This window comes from Natrialba sp. PRR66, from assembly GCF_034808065.1.
GTDB classification, from domain to species: Archaea; Halobacteriota; Halobacteria; order Halobacteriales; family Natrialbaceae; genus Natrialba; species Natrialba aegyptia.
The window spans coordinates 713,238-735,528 of sequence record NZ_JAXHGN010000002.1 but is presented as its reverse complement, the minus strand read 5'-3'; the positions used below and the strand labels follow the sequence as shown (position 1 = coordinate 735,528).

Genomic DNA, 22,291 nt, shown 5'->3' with positions numbered 1-22,291 from the left:
TCCACCCACCCCGCGCACCGACCGCCGTGCGAACATCGTTCAAGAACGCATAAATCCGTCCGTTGATTCCACTGAGACAAGCCATGGAGACGTACGATCTGATCACGCGAAACGCCGAGGAAGTCGTGACCGACGAGGAGGTGCGCGAACTCGCCGCAGACCCCGACGGAAAGCGCGCCTACGTCGGCTACGAGCCCTCGGGCGTGCTCCACCTCGGGCACCTGCTCACCGCGAACAAACTCATCGACCTCCAGGAGGCCGGCATGGAGGTCGTCATCCTCCTCGCCGACGTTCACGCCTACTTAAACGGGAAGGGGACCTTCGAGGAGATACGCGAGACCGCAGAGCAAATGAAAGCCCAGTTCGTCGCCTACGGGCTCGACGAGGACAACACCGAGTTCGTCTACGGCTCCGCGTTCCAACTCGACGAGGAGTACACCCTCGACCTGCACGAACTCGAACTCTCGACGACGCTCAACCGTTCCCAGCGCGCGATGGCCGAGATTCAGGGCGGCGAGACCGCGAAAGTGAGCCACGTCGTCTACCCGCTGATGCAGACGCTCGACATCGAGTACCTCGACTTAGACCTCGCCGTCGGCGGCTTGGACCAGCGCAAGGTCCACATGCTCGCCCGCGAGGAACTGCCCGAACTCGGCTACGATGTCCGGCCGGCCCTGCACACCCCCATCGTCGCCGACCTCACCAGCGGCGAGGGCAAGATGTCATCGAGCGATGGCGTAACCATCTCGATGGAGGACTCGACCGACGATCTCGAAGAGAAGGTGAACTCGGCGTTCTGCCCGCCGACGCGCGATCCCGAGGGCGACCTCGAGAACCCCGTGCTCGAACTGTTCGAGTACCACGTCTTCCCGCGGTTCGACGAAATCGTCGTCGAGCGCCCCGACGAGTACGGCGGTGACCTGACCTACGACGACTACGAGTCGCTGGCCGCCGATCTCGAATCCGGCGAACTCCACCCGGCCGACGCGAAGGGGACGCTCGCGACGTACCTCGACGAACTCATCGCGCCGGGCCGCGAGAAGCTTCGCGAAATCCGAAACTGAAACCCGCTGCTAACACCGTTTCGCGCGCACCCGCTGTCGATCCCGCCGATTGAAGTACGAGCGGCACCCGCTTGCGTTCATGAACGAGACGCGACGCGCAATCGTCGACGCCCTCGCCGACGGCCCCGTCTCCGGTCCCGAACTGGCGGACTCGCTCGCCGTCTCGCGGGCCGCCGTCTGGAAGCACGTCGACGCCCTCCGCGAGGCCGGCTTCGACATCGAGAGCGGCCCGTCCGGCTACGAACTCGTCGACGTCGACGCCTACAGCGGCCCAGCCGTCGAGTTCGGTCTCGACGCGCCGTTCACCGTCGAGTTCCACGACGCGGTCGAGAGCACGAACGCGGTGGCGCGAGAGCGGGCGACCGACGGCGCGTCGGATCTGGTCGTCCTCGCTGACGAACAGACCGGCGGCCGCGGTCGTCTGGACCGCGAGTGGTCTTCGCCGTCGGGCGGTATCTGGCTGAGTATCGTCACCAGGCCGTCGATTACGCCGGCGCGAGCGCCGTTGTACACGCTCGCCGCCGCGGTCGCGACGGCCCGAACGGCCCGCGAGGCCGGCGTCGACGCGGGGATCAAGTGGCCGAACGATGTCGTCGTCCCCGTCGGGGAGAACGGCGACTACCGAAAGCTCGCGGGTATCCTCACCGAGATGGAAGGCGAGACGGACCGCGTCGCGTGGCTCACCGTCGGCATCGGCGTCAACGCGAACATAGACGCCGACACCCTCCCGGCGGGAGCCACGACGGTCCGCGACGAGGCTGCCGACGTGGATCGACGGCGGTTCGTGCAGCGACTCCTGGAAGCGTTCGACGACGCCAGAACCGATCTCGAAGCGGTCGTGCCGGCCTGGCGCGAACTCGCGCTGACGCTCGGCCAGCGCGTGCGGGTCGAGCGCCCGGCGGGCGAAGTTGTCGGCGAAGCGGTCGACATCACGGCGGCGGGGGCGCTCGTCATCGAAACGGACGCCGGAGAAGAACGGACGACGGTGACGGTCTCGGCGGGCGACTGCGAGCACCTCCGTCCCGTCTAAGATCTGGGGTCCTCGTTACTCGACGATAGCGCGCGATTCGTTCGGTTGCTCCGGCACGTCGGACGGGTCGACCTGTACCGTCAGCACGGGAACCGGAGCCTGCCGGACGACGCGTTCGGTGACGCTACCGAGCAGTAGCCGGTCGATACCGCCGCGCCCGTGGGTTCCCATCACGATCAGGTCGCAATCCTCGGATGCCGCCTGTTCGACGATGACGCGACTCGGCGACCCCTCGAAAATCGCCGTTTCGACCTCGATATCGTCGGGCGCGAGTTCTTCGACGCGATCGACGGCGGTCTCTCCCTCGCCGCGCAGCGCGTTGTTGATCCCTTCCCAGGCGGTTTCCATCGGCAGCCCCCCGTAGCCGCTGATGTTGACGACGTAGAGCGCCCTGATCGTCGCGTCGTGCGTGCGTGCGAGGTCGAACGCGTACTCGAGCGCGCGCTCGACCTCGGGCGAGCCGTCGGTCGGAACGAGGATGCAGTCGTACATTGGTTGTGTTACACAATGGCACGGATGCTATAAGAACGTTTTCGTGACCATCGTGACCGTCAATCCGTCTTACGTCGGAACAGGACTCACCCGTCGGGCTCCGGAGTCGCGATGACTTCGCGGACATCGTCGACGCCCGCCCGACGAACGACGGCACGGACGAGTTCGCGCGCGCCGTCGAGATTGGCCGATCCGCCGTCGAGGACGAGCAGTCGGGCCTCCCGTCCCGGTTCGATCACGCCGTAATCGAGGCCGGCGAGTTCGGCCCCGTTGATCGTCGCCATCCGCAGAATTTCGGTCGCGGAGAGCTCCGAGAGTTTGGCCAGAAACTCCATCTCGCGGAACATCGACGGCGAGTTCAGCATGACGTTGTCGGTGCCGAGCGCGAGCGTCGTTCGCTCGGCGAGTTCGGCGTAGGGGGAGAGTCCGACGCCGGTGACGAGATTCGAGCGCGGGCAGACCGCGACGGGGACGTTCTGGTCGTCGATGCGCTCCAGGTGGTCCGGTTCGGGGTGGACCATGTGAACGAGGAAGTCCGGTTCGAGATCGAGCGCGGGGTCGATGTCGCTCGCGTCGACCTCGCCGGCGTGGATGCCGAAGGGTTTGCCCGCCTCGCGAGTCGCCTGGCGTTCCTCGCCGAACTCGGCGTCGTTGGCCCCGCTCGCGCCGAAGCCGTCGCCCGCGTCCATCGCGTCGACGGAGCCGCGGGCGAACGCGAGCGCGTCGACAGCGCCGTCCGCGGCGGCGACAGCCGCTTCGAGCATCTCCACGCCGGCAACGTCGCCCTCGCGGAAGTCGAGACAGGCCGCGGTGCCGCTCCGATGCATGAACTCGAGCGAGGTCGCCATCGCCGCGACGAGTTCGTCCCGCGAGGCGGCCCGGAGCAACCGGTGTTTCAGCCCGTCCGGCGGCGCGACGAGTTCTTCGAGCGAGAGGCCGCCGCCGGCCTCCTTGGCGATCGAATCGCCGATGTGGGTGTGGGCGTTGACGAACGCCGGGAGGATGATGTCGTCGGAGTCGACCGACTCCTCTTCGATCGCCTCGATCCGTCCCTCGTCGTCGAGAACGACGCGACCCTCGACTGGAGTGAACTCGCGGCCGCGAAGGATAATCCCTGTGCGTTCCATACGCGTGTGTTCGCGGGCAGTTCCATCAACGGTTCGCCTCGGGACCGTCGCTACGCCTGGTCCGTGAACTGATCGAGCGTCGTGTCGAGTCCGTTTCGCACCTCGCTGACCAGCGCGCCGTCGATATCCAGCCCGAGGACCGAAACCGCCGCGTGGCCGACCGCTTCTCGAACCGTCGACGGCGAGTACACGCCGAGTCGCCACTGGGAGTACTGGGCACCGCGCAGCGCCTCGACCAACGGCGACTGCTGCCCGAGCCGCCGCATCTCCCCGTTTACCATCACACGCGAGGAGGATTCGGTCATCGACGGCCGGCTCGGCACGTCGAGAATCACGCGTTCCGGGTCGACACCCGCTCGGTCGGCGATCTCTCGCTCGAAATCGCGGATCGACTCGTGATCCGCCTCGATGACGCCGCCGGGAACGTCGTCGATCTCCGCCCAGACGGCCCGCTTGAACAGGTCGCGCTCGTCGAGTCGGCGAGAGAACTCGCTGGTGGCCGCACACGAGCGCAGGGCGACGATCAGGTCGTAGTCGTCCATGCGCTGGAGCGCCGCGGCGTCGGTGTCGGTCGTTGGCGTGTCGAGCAACCGTTCGGCCGCGCGGCGAAGCATCGCCTTGCCGATTCGGGCCACGCTGTGGCTGTAGACGGTCGGGTTCATCAGCGCACGGGCGACGAGCAGGCTCTCTGCGGTCTGGACGTTGCCCTCGTCGAGCACGAGTTCGTCGTCGACGAAGACGAGTTCGCGGATCAGTCGACCGTGGTCGATGGTACCGTAGGGGACGCCGGTGTGGTGGGCGTCGCGCACGAGGTAGTCCATGCGATCGACATCGAGTTCACCGGAGACGAGTTGGCCGAAGCGGCCGTCGCCGGCGACGAGGTCGGCGATCGTGTCGGGGTCGAGGTCGTGGTTGCGGAGTACGTCGCCGACTGCGCCGTCGGTAAGGAGATCGTGGACGTCGTCGTGGTAGCGACCGGTACGGCGGTGGGTCAGCGATTCGAGGTTGTGGCTGAACGGACCGTGACCGACGTCGTGGAGGAGGGCCGCGGCCTGGACGCGCTGGCTCTGTACGCCCTCGATGCCGAGGTGGTCGAGGGCTTCGCAGGCGATGTGGTAGACGCCGAGGCTGTGCTCGAAACGAGTGTGGTTTGCGGAGGGGTAGACGAGCGAGACCGTGCCGAGTTGGGAGATGCGCCGCAGTCGTTGCACTGCCGGCGTATCGACGAGATCGCGGGCGACGCCGTCCACGGCGATGTGATCGTGGACGCTGTCCTTGATGATCTTCATAGCCGTCATTCCGGCGCTATGGTAGAAAAACTGTCGCGACAACCGGGAAATGAGATTGAAACGGGCGTGAAGGGGCGCGTACGGGGCAGCGGAATGGATTATAGCGGCTAGTTCCTACAGTTCTACAGGAGGTATCGCAGCGCGAGGAGTCCGAGCAACGCGAGCGGAGTGAGGATGTCGGTGACGAGAATCCCGCCCGCGTTCGCGGGATTGAGATTCCCCCGCTCGCGGATATCGCGGATGTGGACGGACGCGGCACCGAGCAGGAAAATCGAGATGCCGATCGCGGTTGCAATCCAGAACTCGCCGCGATAGACCACGCAGAGGAGGCCGAGAATACCGAACGCGAGGTTTGCGAACGCGATTTCGGTCTGGAACGGATTGCCGGCCGGCCAACCGATGAGTGCAGCGACCATGTCGGCTTTGAAGTAGTGGCCGAGAAACGCCCAGATTCCCTGGAACCCGACCGTGACGACCAGAAACGAGAGCAAGAACGCGTCGACGGGAGTCATGTTCCAGACGGTACTCAGGGCGAGTGCAAGTACGATCGCGCCAGCGGGAAACGCAAGCGGTTGGATGTAGTCCTGAACTCGATAGTCGCGGTCCTGTTCTACTGGTTTCTGATCGCCGCTCCCGGAAGCCGCATCATCGGACGGAGATCGAGTCGAATGTGCAGTCATCGTGTGGTTCACCGTGCACGCGTTGTCCTACCGTACGCCTCACACGGAGATAAAGCAGTTACCGGCTGCCGCTGAGTGTCGCGCCGAGAGACACATTCCGGCCGTTCCGGACACACGAAAGACGGCGACAAATCGGACGGACACAGCACGGTCGTTCATCGAAGTCGTCGTGCAATCTCCGCTGACGAGTTCACAACTATCCCTCGGGCCGCCGTCAGTGCGTACACAGCAACAGTTTCTCGTCGGTCCGGGCGAGACAGAACGGGCGCTCTGCCGGCGTCTCGAACGACGCCGTTTGCTCCTCGGTGACGAACAGTCGATCGAACTCGCGTTCGCAGGCCGGACACAGCAACCCCTCGCGGTTTTCGAGCGTTCGCGTCGTGCCGGCGTCGTTCAAGAGCTTCAGTTTCGTCCGGTAGTCGTGGATGCTAAAGCCGCCCGCGAGTTCGATTGTCGAACCCTGTTGTGTACGCGTCCGGTCCTGCTCGCCCGCTCCGTTTTGTGGCCCCGTCATGGCGACAGTACTGTACCGACTCGCGCCCTCGCACATAACGATTCTCGCCGGCGCGTCGCGGTCCTGCGAGAGCGAACTCGATCAACACGAGTACAAAAGCTCCCGTCGCTTGACGTGTGTGCGTTTACCCGTCTCGCCGCCGGAGTACTCATACCCATTCATGACCGAACTTACGATTCCGCGGGACGCCAGCACCGACGAAGCGTCTCGACTCGTCGAGGAACACGTTACGGTCGGTGACACCGTCGAAGTTCGAGAGGCCGATCGGACGGGGGCTGATGACGTCTCGGCCACGGGAGAGGTGACCGGCATCGAACCCGGCTACCTCGAACTCGACGGTCGGTCGCCCGGTGAGGGAAGTCCCCGGTACGATCAGATTCGGACCGTGATCAGGATCGAGGCTGGGACTGAGACCGAGACAGGCGCTGGGACTCCCACTGACACTGGTGCTCACTCTGGCGCTGATACCGATACCGATACTGATACTGATACCGATTCCAATACCTGATCGACGCGTCCCCAGTACCGTCCGTGAGGCGATTCTCTCACTATCCGAACCGTCTCTACTGGCGGTATAGAGCTATATCCGCCCGTAGCACCTGTTCTCAACTGGTGGTGAACTCCATGGTAGAAGCGTACGTCCTGCTTATGACCGCCGCCGGAACCGCCCGCCCCGTCCTCGCGTCGCTCCGCGAACTCGACGCGGTCACTCGGGCGAGTATCATCGCCGGCGAGTTCGACATCATCGCCGAAGTCGAAGCCGACTCGAATCAGGAACTCCTGTCGCTGGTCACCGAACAGATTCAGTGCGACGAAAACGTGGGGCGGACGCGAACCTGTATCGTTCTCGAATAGGCGGATTTCGACGGGGTACCGAACAGCACTTTCGTTCTTCGGACCGTGTGACGCCGTATGTCGGCCGACGAAACGACGATTCCATGGCGGTCGCCCACGTTACAGGCGATTCTCGTCAGTACGCTCGTCCTGCCGCTCGGCGTCCCGCTGCTCAGTCCAGTGCTCCCCGCCATTCGAGACTCGTTCGGGATTACGGACGCCCGGACGAGCCTCCTCATCACGGCGTACTTCGTGCCGGGAATCGTGCTGTCGCCCGTCATCGGCATGCTCGCCGACCAGGTCGGTCGCAAGCGAGTCATGATCCCGAGCCTGCTCGCGTTCGGCGTCACCGGCGTCCTCGCCGCGTTCGTGAACTCGTTTTCGATCGTGCTCGCACTTCGCTTGCTGCAGGGGACCGCGTCGGCCGGCGTGTTCATCCTGACGGTGACGTTCATCAGCGATGTCTTCGACGGCGTCCAGCGAAACGCCGTCCTCGGCGTCAACGCCGCCGCGTTGTTTGCGGGTGCGGCGATCTATCCGTTCGTTGGCGGTGCGCTCGGCTCGATCGACTGGCACGTTCCGTTTTTGGTGTACGCGGTCGCGATTCCGGCCGGTCTCTTCGCGATTCGGGCACTCGAAGAGCCGCCAACCGGCGAGCCGCGGACCGGCCTGCGATACCTTCGCGGGGCAGTCGACGCCTTACCCGCTGGCGAGGCGAGCGCCCTCTACGGCGCGACCTTCCTGCTCGAAGCGGTCGCGTTCGGGACGATTTTGACCGCGCTCCCGTTCATCCTGACGGCCGACTTCGACGCATCGTCAGTCGTCATCGGTGCCGTGCTAACAATTCAAACGATCGCGTCGGCCGCCGTCGCGCTGAAGAACGGCGACCTCGCCAAACGCTGGTCGAACCACCGGCTGGTGGCGGTTAGCTTCCTCTGTTACGGTATCGGGTTGCTCGTCGTCTGGGTGGGACAGTCGGTACGCTTGCTCACCGTCGGTGCCGTCGTCGTCGGCGTGGGGTTTGGACTCGCGCTTCCGTCGATCGACGCCGCGATCGGCCGGATCGCCCTCCCGGAATACCGGGCCGGCGCGCTGAGCATTCGAAACGCAACGACCTTCCTCGGTCGCTCCGCCGGCCCCGTCGTCTACACCGGGCTGGCGGTTCTCGCCAGTTACGCCGCACTCATCGCTCTCTCGGGAATCGCCATGCTCCTCCTCGGAATCGGCGCACTACTGGTTACGAGTTCAGAGCCGCGAGTGCAGTCCTCCGAGAGTCCCCGCTCCCAGTGACGGGAACGCGCCCGCGTTCCGTTACAGCGCTGAACGCCCCGTTCTCGTCGCGCGAGCCACAACTCAGCCGAGAGTCACCCACTCGCCGCGCTCGTCGCTCTCCTCGATCGCCGCCAGGACCCGCTGGGCGGCCAGTCCGTCGTCGAAGTTCGGCGCGAACGATCGCCCGTCTGCGACCGCGCTCAGGAACTCGTAGTTCTCGTGGACGAACGTGTGTTCCCAGCCGAGAACGTGGCCCGGCGGCCACCAGTGGTCGAGGTACGGATCGTCCTCGTCGGTCACGAGAATCGTCTCGTAGCCCCGGTCGCCGTCGCGCAGGACTTCGAGTTCGTTCAGTCGCTCGAGGGAGAAGCGCAGGCTCCCCTCGGAGCCGTGAATCTCGATCGTGTGGTCGTTCTTGTGCCCCGTCGCGTACCGGGTTGCTTCGAGCGTCCCCATCGCGCCGTTTGTGAACTCGAGTTGGGCGGAGTAGGCGTCGTCGACGGTGACGGGCCGCGTTTCGTCGCCGTCGTCGACGGGGCGCTCGTCGATGAACGTCTGTAAGTGCCCGCTGATACGTTCGATGTCGCCGGCGAGGTCGTCGTCGCCGACGAGGAATCGCACGAGGTCGACCGTGTGCGCGCCCAGATCGCCCAGTACGCCGGCACCCGCGAGATCTTCGTCGAGTCGCCACTCCCAGGGTGCCTCGGGATCGACGAGCCAGTCCTGGAGGTAGCGACCACGAACGTGACGGATTTCGCCGAGTTCACCCGCGTCGAGCAGGCCCTTCGCGTACTGGATGGCGGGCACGAACCGGTAGTTGAAGGCGGCGCCGGCGGGCACGTCGTCGCCAGCGTCGGCCGCCGCCTCGGCCATCCGTTCTGCCTCCTCAAGCGTCGGCGCGAGGGGTTTCTCGCAGAAGACGGGCGTGCCGGCTTCGAGTGCGCCGATCGAGGGCTCGGGGTGGACGTGGTTCGGACCGAGATTGTAGAAGACGTCGACGTCGTCGACGACGGCCTCCCAGTCCGTCGAGATCGAGTCGAACCCGAGTCGGTCGGCGGCCTCGCGCAGCGTTTCTTCGTTGCGGCCGACCAGGACGGAGCGCTCGATCGCCGGCGCGTCCGGGAAGAACATCGGCAGCCGCGCCATGGCGTTTGCGTGTGCTTTGCCCATGAATCGATAGCCGAGAACGCCGACGTCGAGGGTCATGGTTACCCTTTCAGCGGTGTCCGGGTTAGATGTTTGTATCGCAGAAGCGCGCCGGCGTACCGAGGCGGATCGTCACGTCGCGCTCGCAGCCGATTCGTCGCCGACGAACCGGGATTTCACCGGTTCAGTCGTCACAGCGACCGCCGGCGGAACCGTCCCGACCGGGGGCCGGCTTCGGATCGGTGAGCGACGCCGTCTTCCCGATCGTCAACGTCGCCGTCTCCTCGCCGACCGAGAGTTCGTACTCGCCGGCCTCGACGACCGTCGGCTTCCAGCCGGGCACGTCACCGGGGACGACCTCGAGCGCCGAGAGATCGAGTTCAACTGCGACGGTCTCGCTCTCGCCGGCCGCGACGTGAACTCGTTCGAAGCCGAGCAGCCGGCGGTGGGGCTGGAGGACCGACCCGCAGGACTCGGTATTGTACACCTCGACGATGTGCTCGCCGTCCATCTCGCCCGTGTTTTCGACGGTAACCCGGGCCGTGACCGTCGGATTCGATGTGGGATTCTTGATGGTCGACGCCGACAGTGTCAGCCCAGTATACGACCAGTCGGTGTAGGAGAGCCCGTGGCCGAACTCGAACTGGACCGTCTGCGCGCCCGCGTCGACGGACTGTCGGGGCGGATAGTCGTCGTAGCACTGCGGGACGTGGCCGACGTTGGCCTCCCACGTGAACGGGAGTCGCCCAGACGGGTTGTAGTCGCCGAACAGCGTGTCGGCGATCGCGACGCCCGCGTCGCTCCCGGGTTGGCCGGCGAACAGGACGCCGTCGAGGCGGTCGAACGTCTCCGCGGTCCCACGCGGACTACCGGCGAGGACGACGCCGATGAGCGAAACGTCGTCGCTGGTGACTGCATCAAGGAGCGCCACGAGTTCGTGCTGGGCTTCGGGGAAGCGCATCTTGTCGCGGTCGCCGAAGCCCTCGTTGTGCGGCCCTTCGCCGAGGACGACGACGACCGCATCTGTAGCGGACGCCGCCTCGCGAATTGCACGCTCCTGCTCGTCGGTCACGTCGAAAAAGCCGTTGTCGAAGTTCTCGTAGATGCTCTCGTACGGCGCGGCCTCGAACTCGGTCGGGACGTGCGTCAGTCGGTCGCCGAGTCGCTCTGCCATCGCGCCCTCGACGGTGGTCTGACGCGGTCTCGGGCCGTCCGCGGTCAGGTCGCCGTCTTCGACGCCCTGCCACCCGAGCGTCCAGCCGCCGTGTTGCATCAGGAACCGGTTCGGCGTTCCGTCCTCGACTCCTGGGCCGGTTAGCAACACCCGTTCGGTCCCCTCGAGTGGCAGTACATCGTCCTCGTTCTTGAGGAGCACCAGCGATTCCTTCGCCAGTTTCGCGGACACGTCCCGTGCGCCGCCGACGAGGGAGCCGATCCGATCCTCCCGGACGAGCGGCTGCTCGAACAGTCCGAGCTCCCGCTTGAGTTCGAGGATGCGACGCACCGACTCGTCGATGCGGTCCTCGGAGATCTCGCCGCTCTCGACGAGGTCGACCGCCGTCTCGATGAACTCGGCCGGCGACACCTCGCCGCCGCACATGTGCATGTCGACGCCGGCCGTGATGCCCTCCTTGACCGCCCACCGCCACCCCTCGTCCGTGTTCGGGCGGTACTCGTGATTGGTGAGCAAGCGCAGGAAGTCGTCCCAGTCGCTGACGATCACGCCGTCGAAGCTGTATCGCTCGCGCAACACCGTCGTCAGGAGCCATTCGGAGACGTGTGCCGGTTTCCCGTTGACCGCGCCGCTGTTGACCATCACCGTCTTGGCTTCCTCGAGCGCTCGCTCGTACGCCGGCAACTGTCTGGTCCGGAGGTCTCGCATCGACGTACGAGCGTGTGCACGGTCGCTACCCGTGTTCGGCGTTCCGTAGCCGGCGAAGTGTTTGACCGTCGCCGCGACGCGACCGTTTCGTTCGAACCCCCGGGCACGTGCCCTGGCCAACTTCCCGAGAAGCATCGGATCTTCGCTGTGGCCCTCGAAATATCGTCCCCAGCGCATGTCCCGCAGGATGTCGACCGTCGGTCCGAAGTTCCAGTGACCGCCCATGGCCGCGATCTCCGACCCGGTCTGGACCGCCGCCGCTTCGACCAGGTCGATGTCGCGCGTCGCACCCATGTTGAGCCGCTGGGGAAAACTCGTACAGCCGTCGAGCAGGCCGTTCCCGTGGAGCGCATCGCCGCCCCAGAGGAACGGAACGCCGTGCTCCGTCTGCTCGATAGCGTACCGCTGTAACCCGTTCAGTCCCGCGACGAACTCCTCGCCGTCGAACGTCGGCCCCGACGCGCCGCCGCTGAGGATCGACCCGACGTGCAGGTCCGTAAACAGGGCTCCGACCGTCTCGGGTTCGTCGTGCGTTTCGAACGGATCGTCCGGGTCGAACCCTTCGCCCGCTTCGCCGAGTGCAACCTGGGTCATCTGTCCGACCTTCTGTCTGACCGTCATCGACTCGAGACGACGCCCGATATCGTCCGTCGTCTCCGGATCGGCGTCCGTCTTCGACTCACCCGCACCGACCACGGCACTGTTCACGCCGGTTCCGATTGCCATCGCGCTCGTCGCCTTGACGAACGTCCGTCGTGATGCACCACTGCCACTGCGATCGAATGCTCGTTCCGGTGGCATGCTCGGAGACGGCAACTCTCTCCCGAATAACTATTTCCGGACTATCGGCGCTGTATCAGTAGCGTTCTTCGAGCAATAGCAACGTATTTCGGGAATTACCAACCCTAACTAAACCGGCGTCTGGGCTACCAGTCGAACAGCGACGAGAGGATACCGATTACAATCGAAGGAAACCGAACAGACGAAACCCGGTACCTGTCACCCGGCACCCCGAACCCGTCCGCGTACTCGTCTGCGTGTTTCGGCGTCTGTACGAGTTCAGCTGTCGGCGCGACTTACTCGAACTCGCCGCGGAAGGCGATCTCGTCGACTGGCTTGCGGTCGCTCGGCTGTTCGCGCTCCTGGTAGTCCTCGGGAAGCGTCTCGACCGGTGCTCGCTCGCCGACGGCGAACATCGCTTCGACGGCGAACTCCTCGGGCACGTCGAGTTCGGTCGCGGCGCGTTCGTAGTCGAAGCCGGCCATGCCGTGGACGGCGAGGTCGCGGCGCGCGCCTTCGAGCGCGAGGTTCTGCCAGGCGGCACCGGTGTCGAAGGAGTGGACCGGCGCGGGTTCGCCGTTGTGGTCGAAGGTCGTCTTCGAGACGATGACAGCGAGAACGGCGGCGTCGCTCGCCCAGGCTCGGTTGCCCTCGCTCAGCAGGTCGACGAACGTGTCCCACTCGTCGTCCTCGCGGGTGGCGTAGACGAATCGCCAGTGCTGGTTGTTGAACGCGGAGGGGGCCCAGCGGGCGGCCTCGAACAGCGGGAGGAACTCCGATTCATCGAGCGACTCGCCGGTCATCGCGCGCGGCGACCAGCGGTTGACGAACAGCGGGTCGATCTCGTGATCCGGATCGCGGTATTCGGCGACTTCGTCGTCGAGTTCGTGAGAGACTGAAAGAGACTCTTGCATCGACTCACCCTTGGAACGCCACATACGTATATATTTCCTGATATACGGGTTACCAGGTGACGACCGTGTCGTCGGTTCGTGGTTCCATCCCGCATACGCGCTTCGATACCCGTCGTCCGAAGACGGACCCCCTCGGAAACCCGCCGTCCACACGTTTGCCAATTGAGGCACGTATATGCGTCCCCTCCGCCAGTGTTCCGTATGGAGTTACCCCCCTTCGAACTAGAGCGGTGGCTCGACGAGTACGAATCCGATGCCGACGTGATGCTCGCCGAAAGCGGCGTTCGAAGCCTTCCCGCCGACCGGTTCGACCTCGACGTGGGTGAACTCGGCTACGTCATCCCGACCGACGGATCGCCGGCGTTCCGCGCCGAGATCGCCGAGCGCTACGGGCGCGACGCCGAGGAAGTCGTCCTCACCTGCGGCACGCAGGAGGCGGATTACCTCACGTTCATGGCGCTCTTGGACGAGGGGGATCACAGCGTCGTCGTCTCGCCGACCTACCAGTCGCTCGCGAGCGTGCCGGCCGCCGTCGGCGACGTGACCGAAGTCCGAACCGAGCCGCCGAACTGGGATCTCTCCGTCGACGCAGTCGCGGACGCGATACGCCCCGATACCCGGCTCGTCGTCCTCACGAATCCGAGCAACCCGACCGGCAAGTACCTCGGACCGGAGACGCTGCAGGCGCTGTACGACCTCGTCGAGGAGAACGACGCATATCTTCTGGTCGACGAGGTGTACCGGATGCTCGCCGACGATCCGCATCCCCCGGCCGCGACGCTCGGACCGCGAGCGATCTCGACCGCCGGCGTCTCGAAATCCTACGGCCTCGCCGGCGCGCGTCTCGGCTGGGTCGTCGCGAACACTGAACTCGCGGACGCAGTCCGAAAGTGGAAGGACTACACGACGATTTCGCCCCCGATTCTGGGACAGCACATCGCTCAGCAGGCACTCGGCGCGGCGGAGGACGACATCCTCGATGCGAACCGCGCCCACGCGAACGCCAACCGCGACCGCGTCGCCGAGTTCGTCTCCCGCTACGATTTAGCGTGGTTCGAACCGACGGGCGTCAACGGGTTCCCGACCGTTCCGGACGGGTTCGAGAACGGAACCGAGTTCTGCCGGTCGCTGTTCGAGGCCGAGCACGTCGTCCTCGCCCCCGGCGACGTCTTCGGCTACCCCGGTCGATTCCGAATCGGCTTCGGCCTCCACACCGACGAACTCGAGGCGGGCCTCGAACGGGTCGGGCGGCACATCGAAACCCACGGCTGAGGAGTCGCGTACACGTGGGATTCGCGTCTGAGTCCGCGCGGTTACCGCCGAGGAACAGCTGAGGAACAACCGGAAAACGCCAAGAAACCGCCGGCTCAGTCGTCGGCGGGCGTCGGCGCGCCGCGCTCGATATCGAGTTCACCCGCGTCGAGGGCGGCTTCGACGTTGCGTGCGGCCTCGACCATGTTCGCCATCTTGCCGTAGGCGACCTCGCGGGGCAGCAGTTTCACGCCGCAGTCCGGCGAGACGACCAGTTGTTCCGGCGGGACGACCTCCAGTCCCTTCTTGATATTCTCCTCGATCTGCTCGACCGACTCGACCTCGGCGACGTGGGCGTCGGTGACGCCGAGTGCAAGATCCTTCGTGAACTCGGGATCTTTGAAGACGTCGAGCTGTTCGTAGTCGCCGTTCGCGAGTTCGAGGTCGAACTCGTCGACGGGGAACTCGAGAATCTCGGGGTAGATGCGCGAGTAATCGCCGTAACAGACGTGCAGGCCGATCCGGACCTCCTCCGGAATATCGGCCACGATACGCTCTAGGGCCTCGCCGACGATGGCGTGATCGTCCGGCGTCGTCGCGAGCGCCGGCTCGTCGATCTGAATGTACCGTGCACCCGCCTCGACGAGCTTTTCGATCTCTTCGTTCACGAGATCGGCGAGGTCGTAGGCGAGTTCCTCGTCGTCGTCGTAGGCCTCGTTGAACGACCAGTTTGCGAGGGTGTACGGACCGGTGATCGGAACCTTCACCGGACGGTCGCTTGCCGCCGCGGTGAACTCGTACTCGTCGACCAGCCAGGAATCGTCGTACTCGACTTCCGAGACGACGGAGGGCTTGTCGAAGTAGTTGTGCCCCCAGACCTTGACCGGGCCGTTGAACTCGTAGCCATCGATCCGGTGGGCGAAGAACTCGACCATCTCGTTCCGGCGCATCTCGCCGTCGACGACGGCGTCGAGACCTGCACGCTCGTGTTCGGCGGTGATGAGTCGGGCGGCGTCGTCCGTGGCTTCCTGCCAGTCCTCGGCGTCGAACTCGTGGTCGTCGTCCTGGTAGAGTTCTTTCGCGCGGTTGAGCCACTTGGGCTTCGGATAGCTGCCGACGACGGTCGTCAGCAGGAAGTGGTCGGTGTCATGGTCGTCCGGTCGGAACTGGTCTTTGTTTTCGTTGACGGGTGTGTCTGGGCTCATGCGGCTTTCACCTCGGCGAGTTCGGCGGCTTCGGCAAGGGCGGCGAGTTTCTCCTCGAATTTGGCGTAGGGAAGGTAGAACGTCTCGGTGTTCGTCGTCAGGTAGACCGTCTCGAACGCGGAGACGGGCAGTTGGTCGTAGATCCAGTCGACGCGCTCGCGGATCGCTTCGGGGTCCTCGACGAGCGTGTTCTGGCCGTCGGCCAGCCCGAGAGAAATGTCGTCGGTCGTGCCGTACTCCTGGATGTTGTACAGGTTATCCTCCCGGTTCGCGACGAAGTCGAAGCCGACTGCGTCGATGTCGGCGTCGAGGAGGTGGGCGTAGACCTTCTCCTCGAGTGCGCCCCAGTAGGGCTGGACGACGACGTCGGCGTCGACCGCGCCGGCAACCCGATCAATCGCCTGGCTCGCGCGCTCGTCGACCCCGTCTTCGGGCGCGTTTTCGACCAGCGAGGGCTCGAGCAGAAACAGCGTCTCGTGCTCGGGAAAGGCCGACGCCTCGGCTTCGAGGAAGTCCGCAATCGCATCCAGGAACGCGGCCTCGTCGCCGTAGTGTTCGTCGGTCGCCAGGTCGGCGAGCGAGTAGGGGCCGGGCAGGACGGCCTGCAGGTCGTCGCCGGCCGCGAGTTCACTGGCCGTCTCGAGTTCGGTTGCCACGTCGCCGGAGAAGTCCAGGTCGTCGGTAACGACGGGTTCGCGGTAGAAGTTGTTGTTGTCGTAGTAGCGGACGATGCCGTGGGTTTCGACGGCGTCGTGGACGGCGAGGGGGTGGGCGAGCATGTCGTCCCAGCGGAGTTGGCCCTCGACGGTGCGGTCGAGGTCGGCGTCTTGCTGCCCCTTGATTACCTCCTTCCGGGCCTCCTCGTAGGCGGCGGCAATCTCGCCGCTTTCGTCGCCGCTGATGAGGTCGTGTTTCTGGTGGCCCTTGAGATCCGAGAGGTCGTCTTTCGCCCAATCCGGGAGCGGGAAGAGCCCCGGTGTGGTCGAAACGTACTCAGTCATCGTGATGCTGGATAGGCTATACCGACGCTTAATATTTTCCATCCGTATTAATACACGGTAGTAATTGTTCGGGTGCACGTGGGGGAGTTTGCATGGGTGACGAGACGGGCAGGGACGGGGTGGCTGGTAACGAGGTAAGAGAAGAAAGAGATTCAGACGAATTCAAGTAGCAGTACGCCACACCCGATGATGAGCGCTGCGCCGAACGCGCCGGCGAACGGCACGTCCTCGTTTGCTGCATCGACACCCTGCGTGAGGATATACACACTCCAGAGGACGACGGTAAGCGGGAGAACCACGTTGATGAGCGTCGACGATGTCTGTGAGAGGAACTCGGTTCCGGTTGCGAGTTCAGCGGGTTCGAGGTCCGTAAACGTATTCGTCGTGGCTCCCTCAGCGGTGACGAGTGCGAGGATCACCAGTTGTGCGATCGCGTTTGGGGCGTACGACCAGCAGGCAACTGCGAAGGTCGCCACGATGTTTCCGTTCTTCCAGAGCGCGCCACTCAGAACGTAGAGCACGGCGGCGACGATGAACAGTCGACTGCCGAGGTTGATGACGATGGTGAACAATACGTGGATGACGGCTTCGAACAGGACGAACGGATCGGATGCGTACTGCCAGCGTGTTCCGACCAAGGCGATGACGGAACTTGCCACAATGATGCTCGTCAGGAGAGACAGGGCAAAGACGCCCAGTGCAAGCGGCAGCGGGTCGTCAGTTTTGGCGAAGTATTGACCGGGAAACAGGAGGGGTGTTCTCGGTGGCACGGGTTCCAATCGTTAGTGACACGACAAGTGAATTTCGAATAACTACAACCAGTAGCTAGACTCAGATACTATCGTTTCGGGTGTGTAGCGGATAGCCCAACTCGGAACAGGAGTGCCAGCCAGTGGCGATCCGGGCGGTCGGCTACTGGAGTAATGTGAGCACCGTCAGCGTCTCGAAGGGGAACGACTCGTCGGCGATCGCAACGGCGCTGAATCCCGCTTCGCCCGCGTGCTCGACCACCTCGTCGACGCCGGTGAGGCTGCTGACGAGCAGGTAGACGACACCGTCCGGGTCGAGTACCCGTCCGACCGAGGCGAGAAACGGGTCGATGACAGCCCGGCCGTCCTCCCCGCCCGAGAGTGCGTGTTCCATCCAGTCGTCCCACTCGTTGTCGGGGTCCGTCGGCAGGTACGGCGGGTTGAACAACACGGCGTCGAACGCGCCGTCGGCGAACGGCGAGACGAGGTCGGCTCGGACCGCCTCGACGCCCTCGCGTCGCGCCTGTCCCACGGCGTGGGGGTTCAGATCCGATGCGATTACGCGCGCGTTCGTCTCGTCAGCGACACGACTGGCAACGTACCCCGATCCGGTCCCGACCTCGAGCACGGTCGTGTCGGGCCGGTCCCGCGTCCGCTTCCCGAGGTGGTCACACGCCGATTCAGCGAGGAGTTCGGAATCCTCGGCGGGCTGATAGACGTCAGTTTCGACGCCGCGTTGGTCTTTCAAATCCATGGTCACTGCTCCTCCGGCGAGGTCATCTGATACTCCCGCGATGCCGTGTCGGTCGTCTTCGACGTGTTATCACCATCGCCGATCCGAACGGCGGTCTGTTCGCGACTCGAGAGTTCGCGCTGGGGGTACGGAATCCCGATGTCCTCGTCGTCGAAGGCTTGCTTGATGGCGTTGATTGCGGCCGTCTGTGCCTGCCAGCGGCGTCTGGCGCTCGGCTTGTCGATCCAGAAGCGAACGCCGAGGACGATCGACGAGTCGCCGAATCGCTTGGTGACGACCTGCGGGCCGGGTGCAGAGAGGGTCAACTCGAGTTCGTCGACGGTCGATTCGGCGAGTTCGGTGGCGCGTTCGATGTCGGTTTCGTAGTCGACGCCGACCTCGACCTCGATGCGGAGGCGGCCGCGTCGCGAGCGGTTCGTCACCGTCCCCGCGGAGATGACGTCGTTGGGGATCATGATGTACTCGCCGTCGAACGACCGAATGCGGGTGTTGACGATGGAGATATCGGTGACGATCCCTTCCTCGTTCTCGACTTCGATCCAGTCGCCGATCTCGAAGGGGCGGGCGAACATCAGGACGAATCCGGCCAGGACGGTTCCGAGGGTCTGCTTTGCGGCCATACCGACGACGATGCCGAGGAAGCCGGCCCCGACGAGGAGACTACCGAGATCGTCGACCCAGACGCCGAGGATCACGATGAGCGCGATCGACCAGACGATCACCTGTGTGAGCCGGCGGGTGATCTCCCGCTGGTGGTCGGTCACGGCCGACGCGGAGTCGAGGACCTCCTCCAGGACGCGTCTGAGAAACCGGACGACGATGAACGTGCTGACGAGGAGGATAAACGACACGATGAGCTGTGCGACGACTTCGCCGCCGCTATCGAGTTCGCTGTAGAGTCTGTGAACCTCGCTCGTCTGCCCCCAGACCCCGAGGACGACCGCGAGGGAGAACACGCAGGTCGCCGTCAGGACGACGGTCGACGCGATATCCCCATAGAGCGGCCGACTCCGCTCGCAGACCCACTGCTGGAGTCGCCGGTAGGAGAGCAATACGGCCAGCAACAGGCCGGCCGCGACGACCGTTACGAGGACCTTGAGTTCGGTCGCCTCGAACGTGTCCGCGAGCCAGTCGAATCCAGGCCCCGATCCGGTTCCGAGAAGCCCCACATCTACAACCATAGGATGCTCGTCTCTGATTCTCTCGTCACCGAAGGTTTGAGTATCCGTCGGTCAGTTCGTTTCGCGCCCGATTCGGACACAACTCGTGACTATCCGTTCAGCCTACTCGTCCCCGCCCTCGGGCGCGCCAACGTCGCTCGCGAGTTCGGCGAGCGCCGCGAACTCGGCGGGTGCCATCGCGTCGGCGCGTTTTTGCAGCAGGTCCTCGTCGGCCGCGTCGACGACCGCCTCGGGGGCGTCGAGTCCGGAGATGTGGGACGTGTTCCGGATCGCGTTTCGAATCGTCTTCCGGCGCTGGGTGAACAGCGCCTTGACGAACCGGAGGAAGAAGTCCTCGTCGTCGACCTCGTAGTCGGGCTCGCGGGGACACAATCGCACGACCGCACTTTGGACCGCCGGCGGCGGCGAGAACGCCTCCTTCGGAATCGACTCGACGAGTTCGGCGTCGGCGTAGTGTTGAGTCGATACCGAGAGTCGACCGTACTCGGACGTGCCGGGCTCGGCCACCATCCGTTCGGCGAACTCCTGTTGGAACATCAAAACGAGCGGCCGTCCCTCCGGAAGCAAGCGAAACGTGATCTCGCTCGAGACGCCGTAGGGAAGATTCGACACCGACGCCGTGAACTCGGGGAGGTCAACCTCGAGCGCGTCGCCTTCGATCACGGTCAGTCGCCCGGCGTCGATCTCGTCGCTGAACTCGGTGCGGAGGAAGGATGCGAGTTCGCTGTCGCGTTCGACGACGGTGACCCGGTCGGTTTCGGTGCCGAGTTCGAGGAGGCGGTCGGTGAGTGCGCCGGTGCCGCCGCCGATTTCGAGGAGGTGGCTGGTGTCGATGGTGTCGGGGGCGGTCTCGGTCTCGGGAGCGGTCGCGGTTTCAGTGGGAGTTGTGGCGGCCTCGGTACCGGTGGTTTTCTCGGGATCACAGTCCGTCAGATAGGATGGCAGTCGGTCGAGGACGCGGTCGTCGACGAGAAAGTGTTGATCGCGGTCCGGATCGCCGCGGACGCCTGCGCGGGCGATCAGTCCGTCTGGATCTCTCATTGCTGGCGCTATGGGGAGAGATGGTGTAAACGCACCGTCTCGAGGTCGGGTCGGTTTCCGTTCGCCGATGTGATTGGCAGTGAGAATGAATCCTCGTTGTTTTACCCTCCCACGCAAATGTAGGTGTATGAGTTTGGATGTGGAGGATGAGCCGATCGAAATTTTACTCGTTGAGCCCAGTCCTGGTGACACTCGGCTCTTCACGGAATCGTTCAAGGATGCGAGCCTTACGAATAGCGTGCATACTGTTTCGGACGGGGAGGAAGCGCTGGATTTCGTTCATCAACGCGATGCCTACAGCGACAAGCCACAACCCGATCTTATTCTACTCGAGCCGCAATTGCCGGGAACGAGCGGGTTCGACGTCCTGTCTGAACTGAAAAACGAGGAGGCGTTGTGCGACATTCCGGTCGTCGTCCTGACGAGTTCAGATGTGGGGGAGAAGATCGTCAAGTCACACGATCTCGACGCGGAACACTATCTCCAGAAGCCGGTCGAGTCGGACGACTTCATCGAGTTCGTTCAGTCGGTCGAGAATTTCTGGTTGACAATCGTACAGCAGACGACGCCGACGCAAGAGCAGGGGTGAGCTAGCGTCCCGAGAGGCCGCTTTCAAGGGTGAGAGCGGGTGAGAGGATGAGAGCGGGTGAGTGGGGAAGGGTGAAGGGTGGAGAAGTCGTCAGTGGTTCGTCAATGGTCCTGTTCCTGTTCGTGGCGACCGACGAACGTCTGGTATTTGAGGTCCTCGTCGCGCAGTTCCTGGATGATGCGTTCGACGATGATCTCGTCGGGGTCGTGAAGGCCAGAGACGCGTTCTGAAAGTTCTTCGAAGCTCTCGAAGGGTTTGCGCTTTCGTTCGTCGAGGATGCCGTTGCGGAGTTTCTTCCCGATCCCGGGCAACAGGTTGAGTTGGTGGAGTCGGAGCGTAATCGGTTGGGCGTCGTTGTAGAAATCGACGAAGCGCTGTTCGTCTTCCTCGACGAGGTCGGCGACGACGTATTCGAGTTCGGACTGTGCGCCGGAGGAGAGGGCATCGTACTCGACGCGGTTGGCTTCGGTGACGATATCGCGTTCGGCCGGGGGTTCGATGGCGACTTCGCTGCCGATGGTGAGGCGTTCGTCCTCGTCGAAGGCGACTTCGTAGAGGCGAAAGTCAGTGGTGTCGAGTGCGTACCCGGCGGGTGACTTCGCGTACTGCGGTCGGCCGTCATCGGAGAGCCCGTGTGCGAGGTAGTCCAACACGACTGCGCGCCGAACGTCCGTCCCGTCGCTATCGACTTCGCTCATTGTCATGTGATACGGGGACGGCGTACTTAAAGAGTCGGCCCGCTTTCAGGCGTATTGTGCGACGACATTCAGAATGTCGTCGAGTTCGTCTCCGGACAGCGAATATCGTTGCTGTGCGTACACCGATCGGAGTTCGTCCCGGTTGCGCGGGAGGAGGTTGGCGATTTTGTACGCCGTGGCTTCGTCGACTTTCTCCAGGTCCTGGAGGTCGTCGACGAGGGTCTGTGCCTCCTCTGGCTCGAGGACGGTGAACTGGTTGACGTGGTCGATCGCCCGAGCGAGTTCGTAGGGCAGTTCGCGGTCCTCGTCTAGTGCGCGGTCGGCTTCGATGTCGGCGAGCAGCTCCTTCGTTTCCGAAACCGTCAGGAACTCCTCGTCGACGATCTCTTTGAAGATCGTCATTGTACGTGTACGTTGTACCGACGGTTCAGACGCGCTCTTCGGAGCGATCCTGGGCGCGCATGTGCGCTGCGGTGACGATGAGCGTCTTGTTCTTGCCACCGTCGTTGATCTCGACTTTGAAGGCGTCGCCCTGCGTCCCGACGACTTCGCCGGTGTGACCGTCGAAGCGCGGGTGGAAACGACCCTTGTGGATGCTTGGGTCGATCTTCAGGTGGACTTTCTCGCCGACCTCGTAGTCCTGAATCGCTCGCTGTGGCGGTGATGCACCACGGTCTCGCGGATCGTTGGATAATTTGTTCCGGGTTCCCTGACGAGGGCCATTAGATTTCGGCATAGTCGTACGACCGTCTTGACCGGTGATGGTTATAAAACGCACGTCTTCCGCTCCGCTCGGTC

General features: G+C 64.2%; 24 protein-coding genes. 7 read left to right on the top strand and 17 right to left on the bottom strand.

Annotation, left to right across the window (positions count from 1 at the left end; all coding sequences use genetic code 11):
* The first annotated feature begins 83 nt into the window (after positions 1-83).
* Both SM755_RS09815 and SM755_RS09810 read left to right on the top strand, forming a co-directional pair.
* The gene (locus SM755_RS09815; protein ID WP_006665948.1) at positions 84-1,064 is read left to right on the top strand and encodes a tyrosine--tRNA ligase; all 981 of its coding nucleotides are present in this window, start codon (positions 84-86) and stop codon (positions 1,062-1,064) included.
* A gap of 79 nt (positions 1,065-1,143) precedes the next feature.
* On the top strand, positions 1,144-2,094 hold the full coding sequence (locus SM755_RS09810) for a biotin--[acetyl-CoA-carboxylase] ligase (RefSeq protein ID WP_323172607.1): 951 nt from the start codon (positions 1,144-1,146) through the stop codon (positions 2,092-2,094).
* A 15-nt stretch (positions 2,095-2,109) separates the two neighbouring features.
* On the opposite strand, the gene SM755_RS09805 is transcribed toward SM755_RS09810, so the two are convergent.
* The 5 genes from SM755_RS09805 to SM755_RS09785 all read right to left on the bottom strand — a co-directional run bounded on the left by SM755_RS09805 (position 2,110) and on the right by SM755_RS09785 (position 6,196).
* Complete coding sequence (locus SM755_RS09805) at positions 2,110-2,586, bottom strand: universal stress protein (RefSeq protein WP_323172476.1); 477 nt, start codon at positions 2,584-2,586, stop codon at positions 2,110-2,112.
* Positions 2,587-2,672: 86 nt separating this feature from the next.
* Entirely contained in the window at positions 2,673-3,713 is a 1,041-nt protein-coding gene (locus SM755_RS09800) for an amidohydrolase family protein (protein WP_323172475.1), read from the bottom strand.
* A 50-nt stretch (positions 3,714-3,763) separates the two neighbouring features.
* Positions 3,764-5,002 carry an HD domain-containing protein gene (locus tag SM755_RS09795; RefSeq protein WP_323172474.1) on the bottom strand — a complete coding sequence of 413 codons (1,239 nt, stop codon included), beginning with the start codon at positions 5,000-5,002 and terminating at the stop codon, positions 3,764-3,766.
* Positions 5,003-5,124: 122 nt separating this feature from the next.
* Positions 5,125-5,682: a DUF6790 family protein gene (locus SM755_RS09790; protein WP_323172473.1), complete on the bottom strand. Its 558-nt coding sequence runs from the start codon at positions 5,680-5,682 to the stop codon at positions 5,125-5,127.
* 214 nt (positions 5,683-5,896) lie between these two features.
* On the bottom strand, positions 5,897-6,196 hold the full coding sequence (locus SM755_RS09785) for a hypothetical protein (protein ID WP_323172606.1): 300 nt from the start codon (positions 6,194-6,196) through the stop codon (positions 5,897-5,899).
* A 160-nt stretch (positions 6,197-6,356) separates the two neighbouring features.
* Between SM755_RS09785 and SM755_RS09780 the strand changes: the two genes are divergently transcribed.
* The 3 genes from SM755_RS09780 to SM755_RS09770 all read left to right on the top strand — a co-directional run bounded on the left by SM755_RS09780 (position 6,357) and on the right by SM755_RS09770 (position 8,320).
* Complete coding sequence (locus tag SM755_RS09780; protein WP_323172472.1) at positions 6,357-6,704, top strand: hypothetical protein; 348 nt, start codon at positions 6,357-6,359, stop codon at positions 6,702-6,704.
* Between the two features lie 116 nt (positions 6,705-6,820).
* On the top strand, positions 6,821-7,051 hold the full coding sequence (locus SM755_RS09775; RefSeq protein ID WP_323172471.1) for an Lrp/AsnC ligand binding domain-containing protein: 231 nt from the start codon (positions 6,821-6,823) through the stop codon (positions 7,049-7,051).
* Positions 7,052-7,108: 57 nt separating this feature from the next.
* Positions 7,109-8,320, top strand: coding sequence for an MFS transporter (locus SM755_RS09770; RefSeq protein ID WP_323172470.1), 1,212 nt, complete (start codon positions 7,109-7,111; stop codon positions 8,318-8,320).
* Positions 8,321-8,383: 63 nt separating this feature from the next.
* On the opposite strand, the gene SM755_RS09765 is transcribed toward SM755_RS09770, so the two are convergent.
* From SM755_RS09765 to SM755_RS09755, 3 genes are all read right to left on the bottom strand, one after another.
* The gene (locus tag SM755_RS09765) at positions 8,384-9,508 is read right to left on the bottom strand and encodes a Gfo/Idh/MocA family oxidoreductase (protein ID WP_323172469.1); all 1,125 of its coding nucleotides are present in this window, start codon (positions 9,506-9,508) and stop codon (positions 8,384-8,386) included.
* A 124-nt stretch (positions 9,509-9,632) separates the two neighbouring features.
* The gene (locus SM755_RS09760) at positions 9,633-12,131 is read right to left on the bottom strand and encodes a glycoside hydrolase family 3 N-terminal domain-containing protein (RefSeq protein WP_323172468.1); all 2,499 of its coding nucleotides are present in this window, start codon (positions 12,129-12,131) and stop codon (positions 9,633-9,635) included.
* A gap of 275 nt (positions 12,132-12,406) precedes the next feature.
* Entirely contained in the window at positions 12,407-13,024 is a 618-nt protein-coding gene (locus SM755_RS09755) for a nitroreductase family protein (RefSeq protein ID WP_006665960.1), read from the bottom strand.
* 201 nt (positions 13,025-13,225) lie between these two features.
* On the opposite strand from SM755_RS09755, the gene SM755_RS09750 reads away from it, so the two are divergent.
* Positions 13,226-14,296: an aminotransferase class I/II-fold pyridoxal phosphate-dependent enzyme gene (locus SM755_RS09750; RefSeq protein WP_323172467.1), complete on the top strand. Its 1,071-nt coding sequence runs from the start codon at positions 13,226-13,228 to the stop codon at positions 14,294-14,296.
* Positions 14,297-14,391: 95 nt separating this feature from the next.
* Here the strand turns inward: SM755_RS09750 and SM755_RS09745 are convergent, their stop codons facing one another.
* The 6 genes from SM755_RS09745 to rsmA all read right to left on the bottom strand — a co-directional run bounded on the left by SM755_RS09745 (position 14,392) and on the right by rsmA (position 20,206).
* A complete protein-coding gene (locus tag SM755_RS09745; RefSeq protein ID WP_323172466.1) occupies positions 14,392-15,480 on the bottom strand; it encodes a methionine synthase in 1,089 nt (362 codons plus the stop codon).
* Entirely contained in the window at positions 15,477-16,481 is a 1,005-nt protein-coding gene (locus SM755_RS09740; protein ID WP_323172465.1) for a 5-methyltetrahydropteroyltriglutamate--homocysteine methyltransferase, read from the bottom strand. The genes SM755_RS09745 and SM755_RS09740 overlap by 4 nt, the downstream gene beginning before the upstream one ends.
* A gap of 152 nt (positions 16,482-16,633) precedes the next feature.
* Positions 16,634-17,251 carry a YIP1 family protein gene (locus SM755_RS09735; RefSeq protein ID WP_323172464.1) on the bottom strand — a complete coding sequence of 206 codons (618 nt, stop codon included), beginning with the start codon at positions 17,249-17,251 and terminating at the stop codon, positions 16,634-16,636.
* Positions 17,252-17,393: 142 nt separating this feature from the next.
* Positions 17,394-17,984 carry a HemK2/MTQ2 family protein methyltransferase gene (locus tag SM755_RS09730; protein WP_323172463.1) on the bottom strand — a complete coding sequence of 197 codons (591 nt, stop codon included), beginning with the start codon at positions 17,982-17,984 and terminating at the stop codon, positions 17,394-17,396.
* Between the two features lie 2 nt (positions 17,985-17,986).
* On the bottom strand, positions 17,987-19,165 hold the full coding sequence (locus tag SM755_RS09725; protein WP_323172462.1) for a mechanosensitive ion channel family protein: 1,179 nt from the start codon (positions 19,163-19,165) through the stop codon (positions 17,987-17,989).
* Between the two features lie 102 nt (positions 19,166-19,267).
* Entirely contained in the window at positions 19,268-20,206 is a 939-nt protein-coding gene (gene rsmA / locus SM755_RS09720) for a 16S rRNA (adenine(1518)-N(6)/adenine(1519)-N(6))-dimethyltransferase RsmA (protein WP_323172461.1), read from the bottom strand.
* A 127-nt stretch (positions 20,207-20,333) separates the two neighbouring features.
* Between rsmA and SM755_RS09715 the strand changes: the two genes are divergently transcribed.
* Entirely contained in the window at positions 20,334-20,795 is a 462-nt protein-coding gene (locus SM755_RS09715) for a response regulator (RefSeq protein ID WP_323172460.1), read from the top strand.
* Positions 20,796-20,896: 101 nt separating this feature from the next.
* Here SM755_RS09715 and SM755_RS09710 read toward each other — a convergent pair whose 3' ends face one another.
* The 3 genes from SM755_RS09710 to SM755_RS09700 are packed head-to-tail and all read right to left on the bottom strand — an operon-like array spanning position 20,897 to position 22,229.
* A complete protein-coding gene (locus SM755_RS09710; protein ID WP_006665969.1) occupies positions 20,897-21,493 on the bottom strand; it encodes a DUF655 domain-containing protein in 597 nt (198 codons plus the stop codon).
* Between the two features lie 45 nt (positions 21,494-21,538).
* The gene (locus SM755_RS09705) at positions 21,539-21,895 is read right to left on the bottom strand and encodes an RNA polymerase Rpb4 family protein (RefSeq protein WP_006108447.1); all 357 of its coding nucleotides are present in this window, start codon (positions 21,893-21,895) and stop codon (positions 21,539-21,541) included.
* A gap of 25 nt (positions 21,896-21,920) precedes the next feature.
* Positions 21,921-22,229, bottom strand: coding sequence for a 50S ribosomal protein L21e (locus SM755_RS09700; RefSeq protein ID WP_006108446.1), 309 nt, complete (start codon positions 22,227-22,229; stop codon positions 21,921-21,923).
* Between the last annotated feature and the right edge of the window lie 62 nt (positions 22,230-22,291).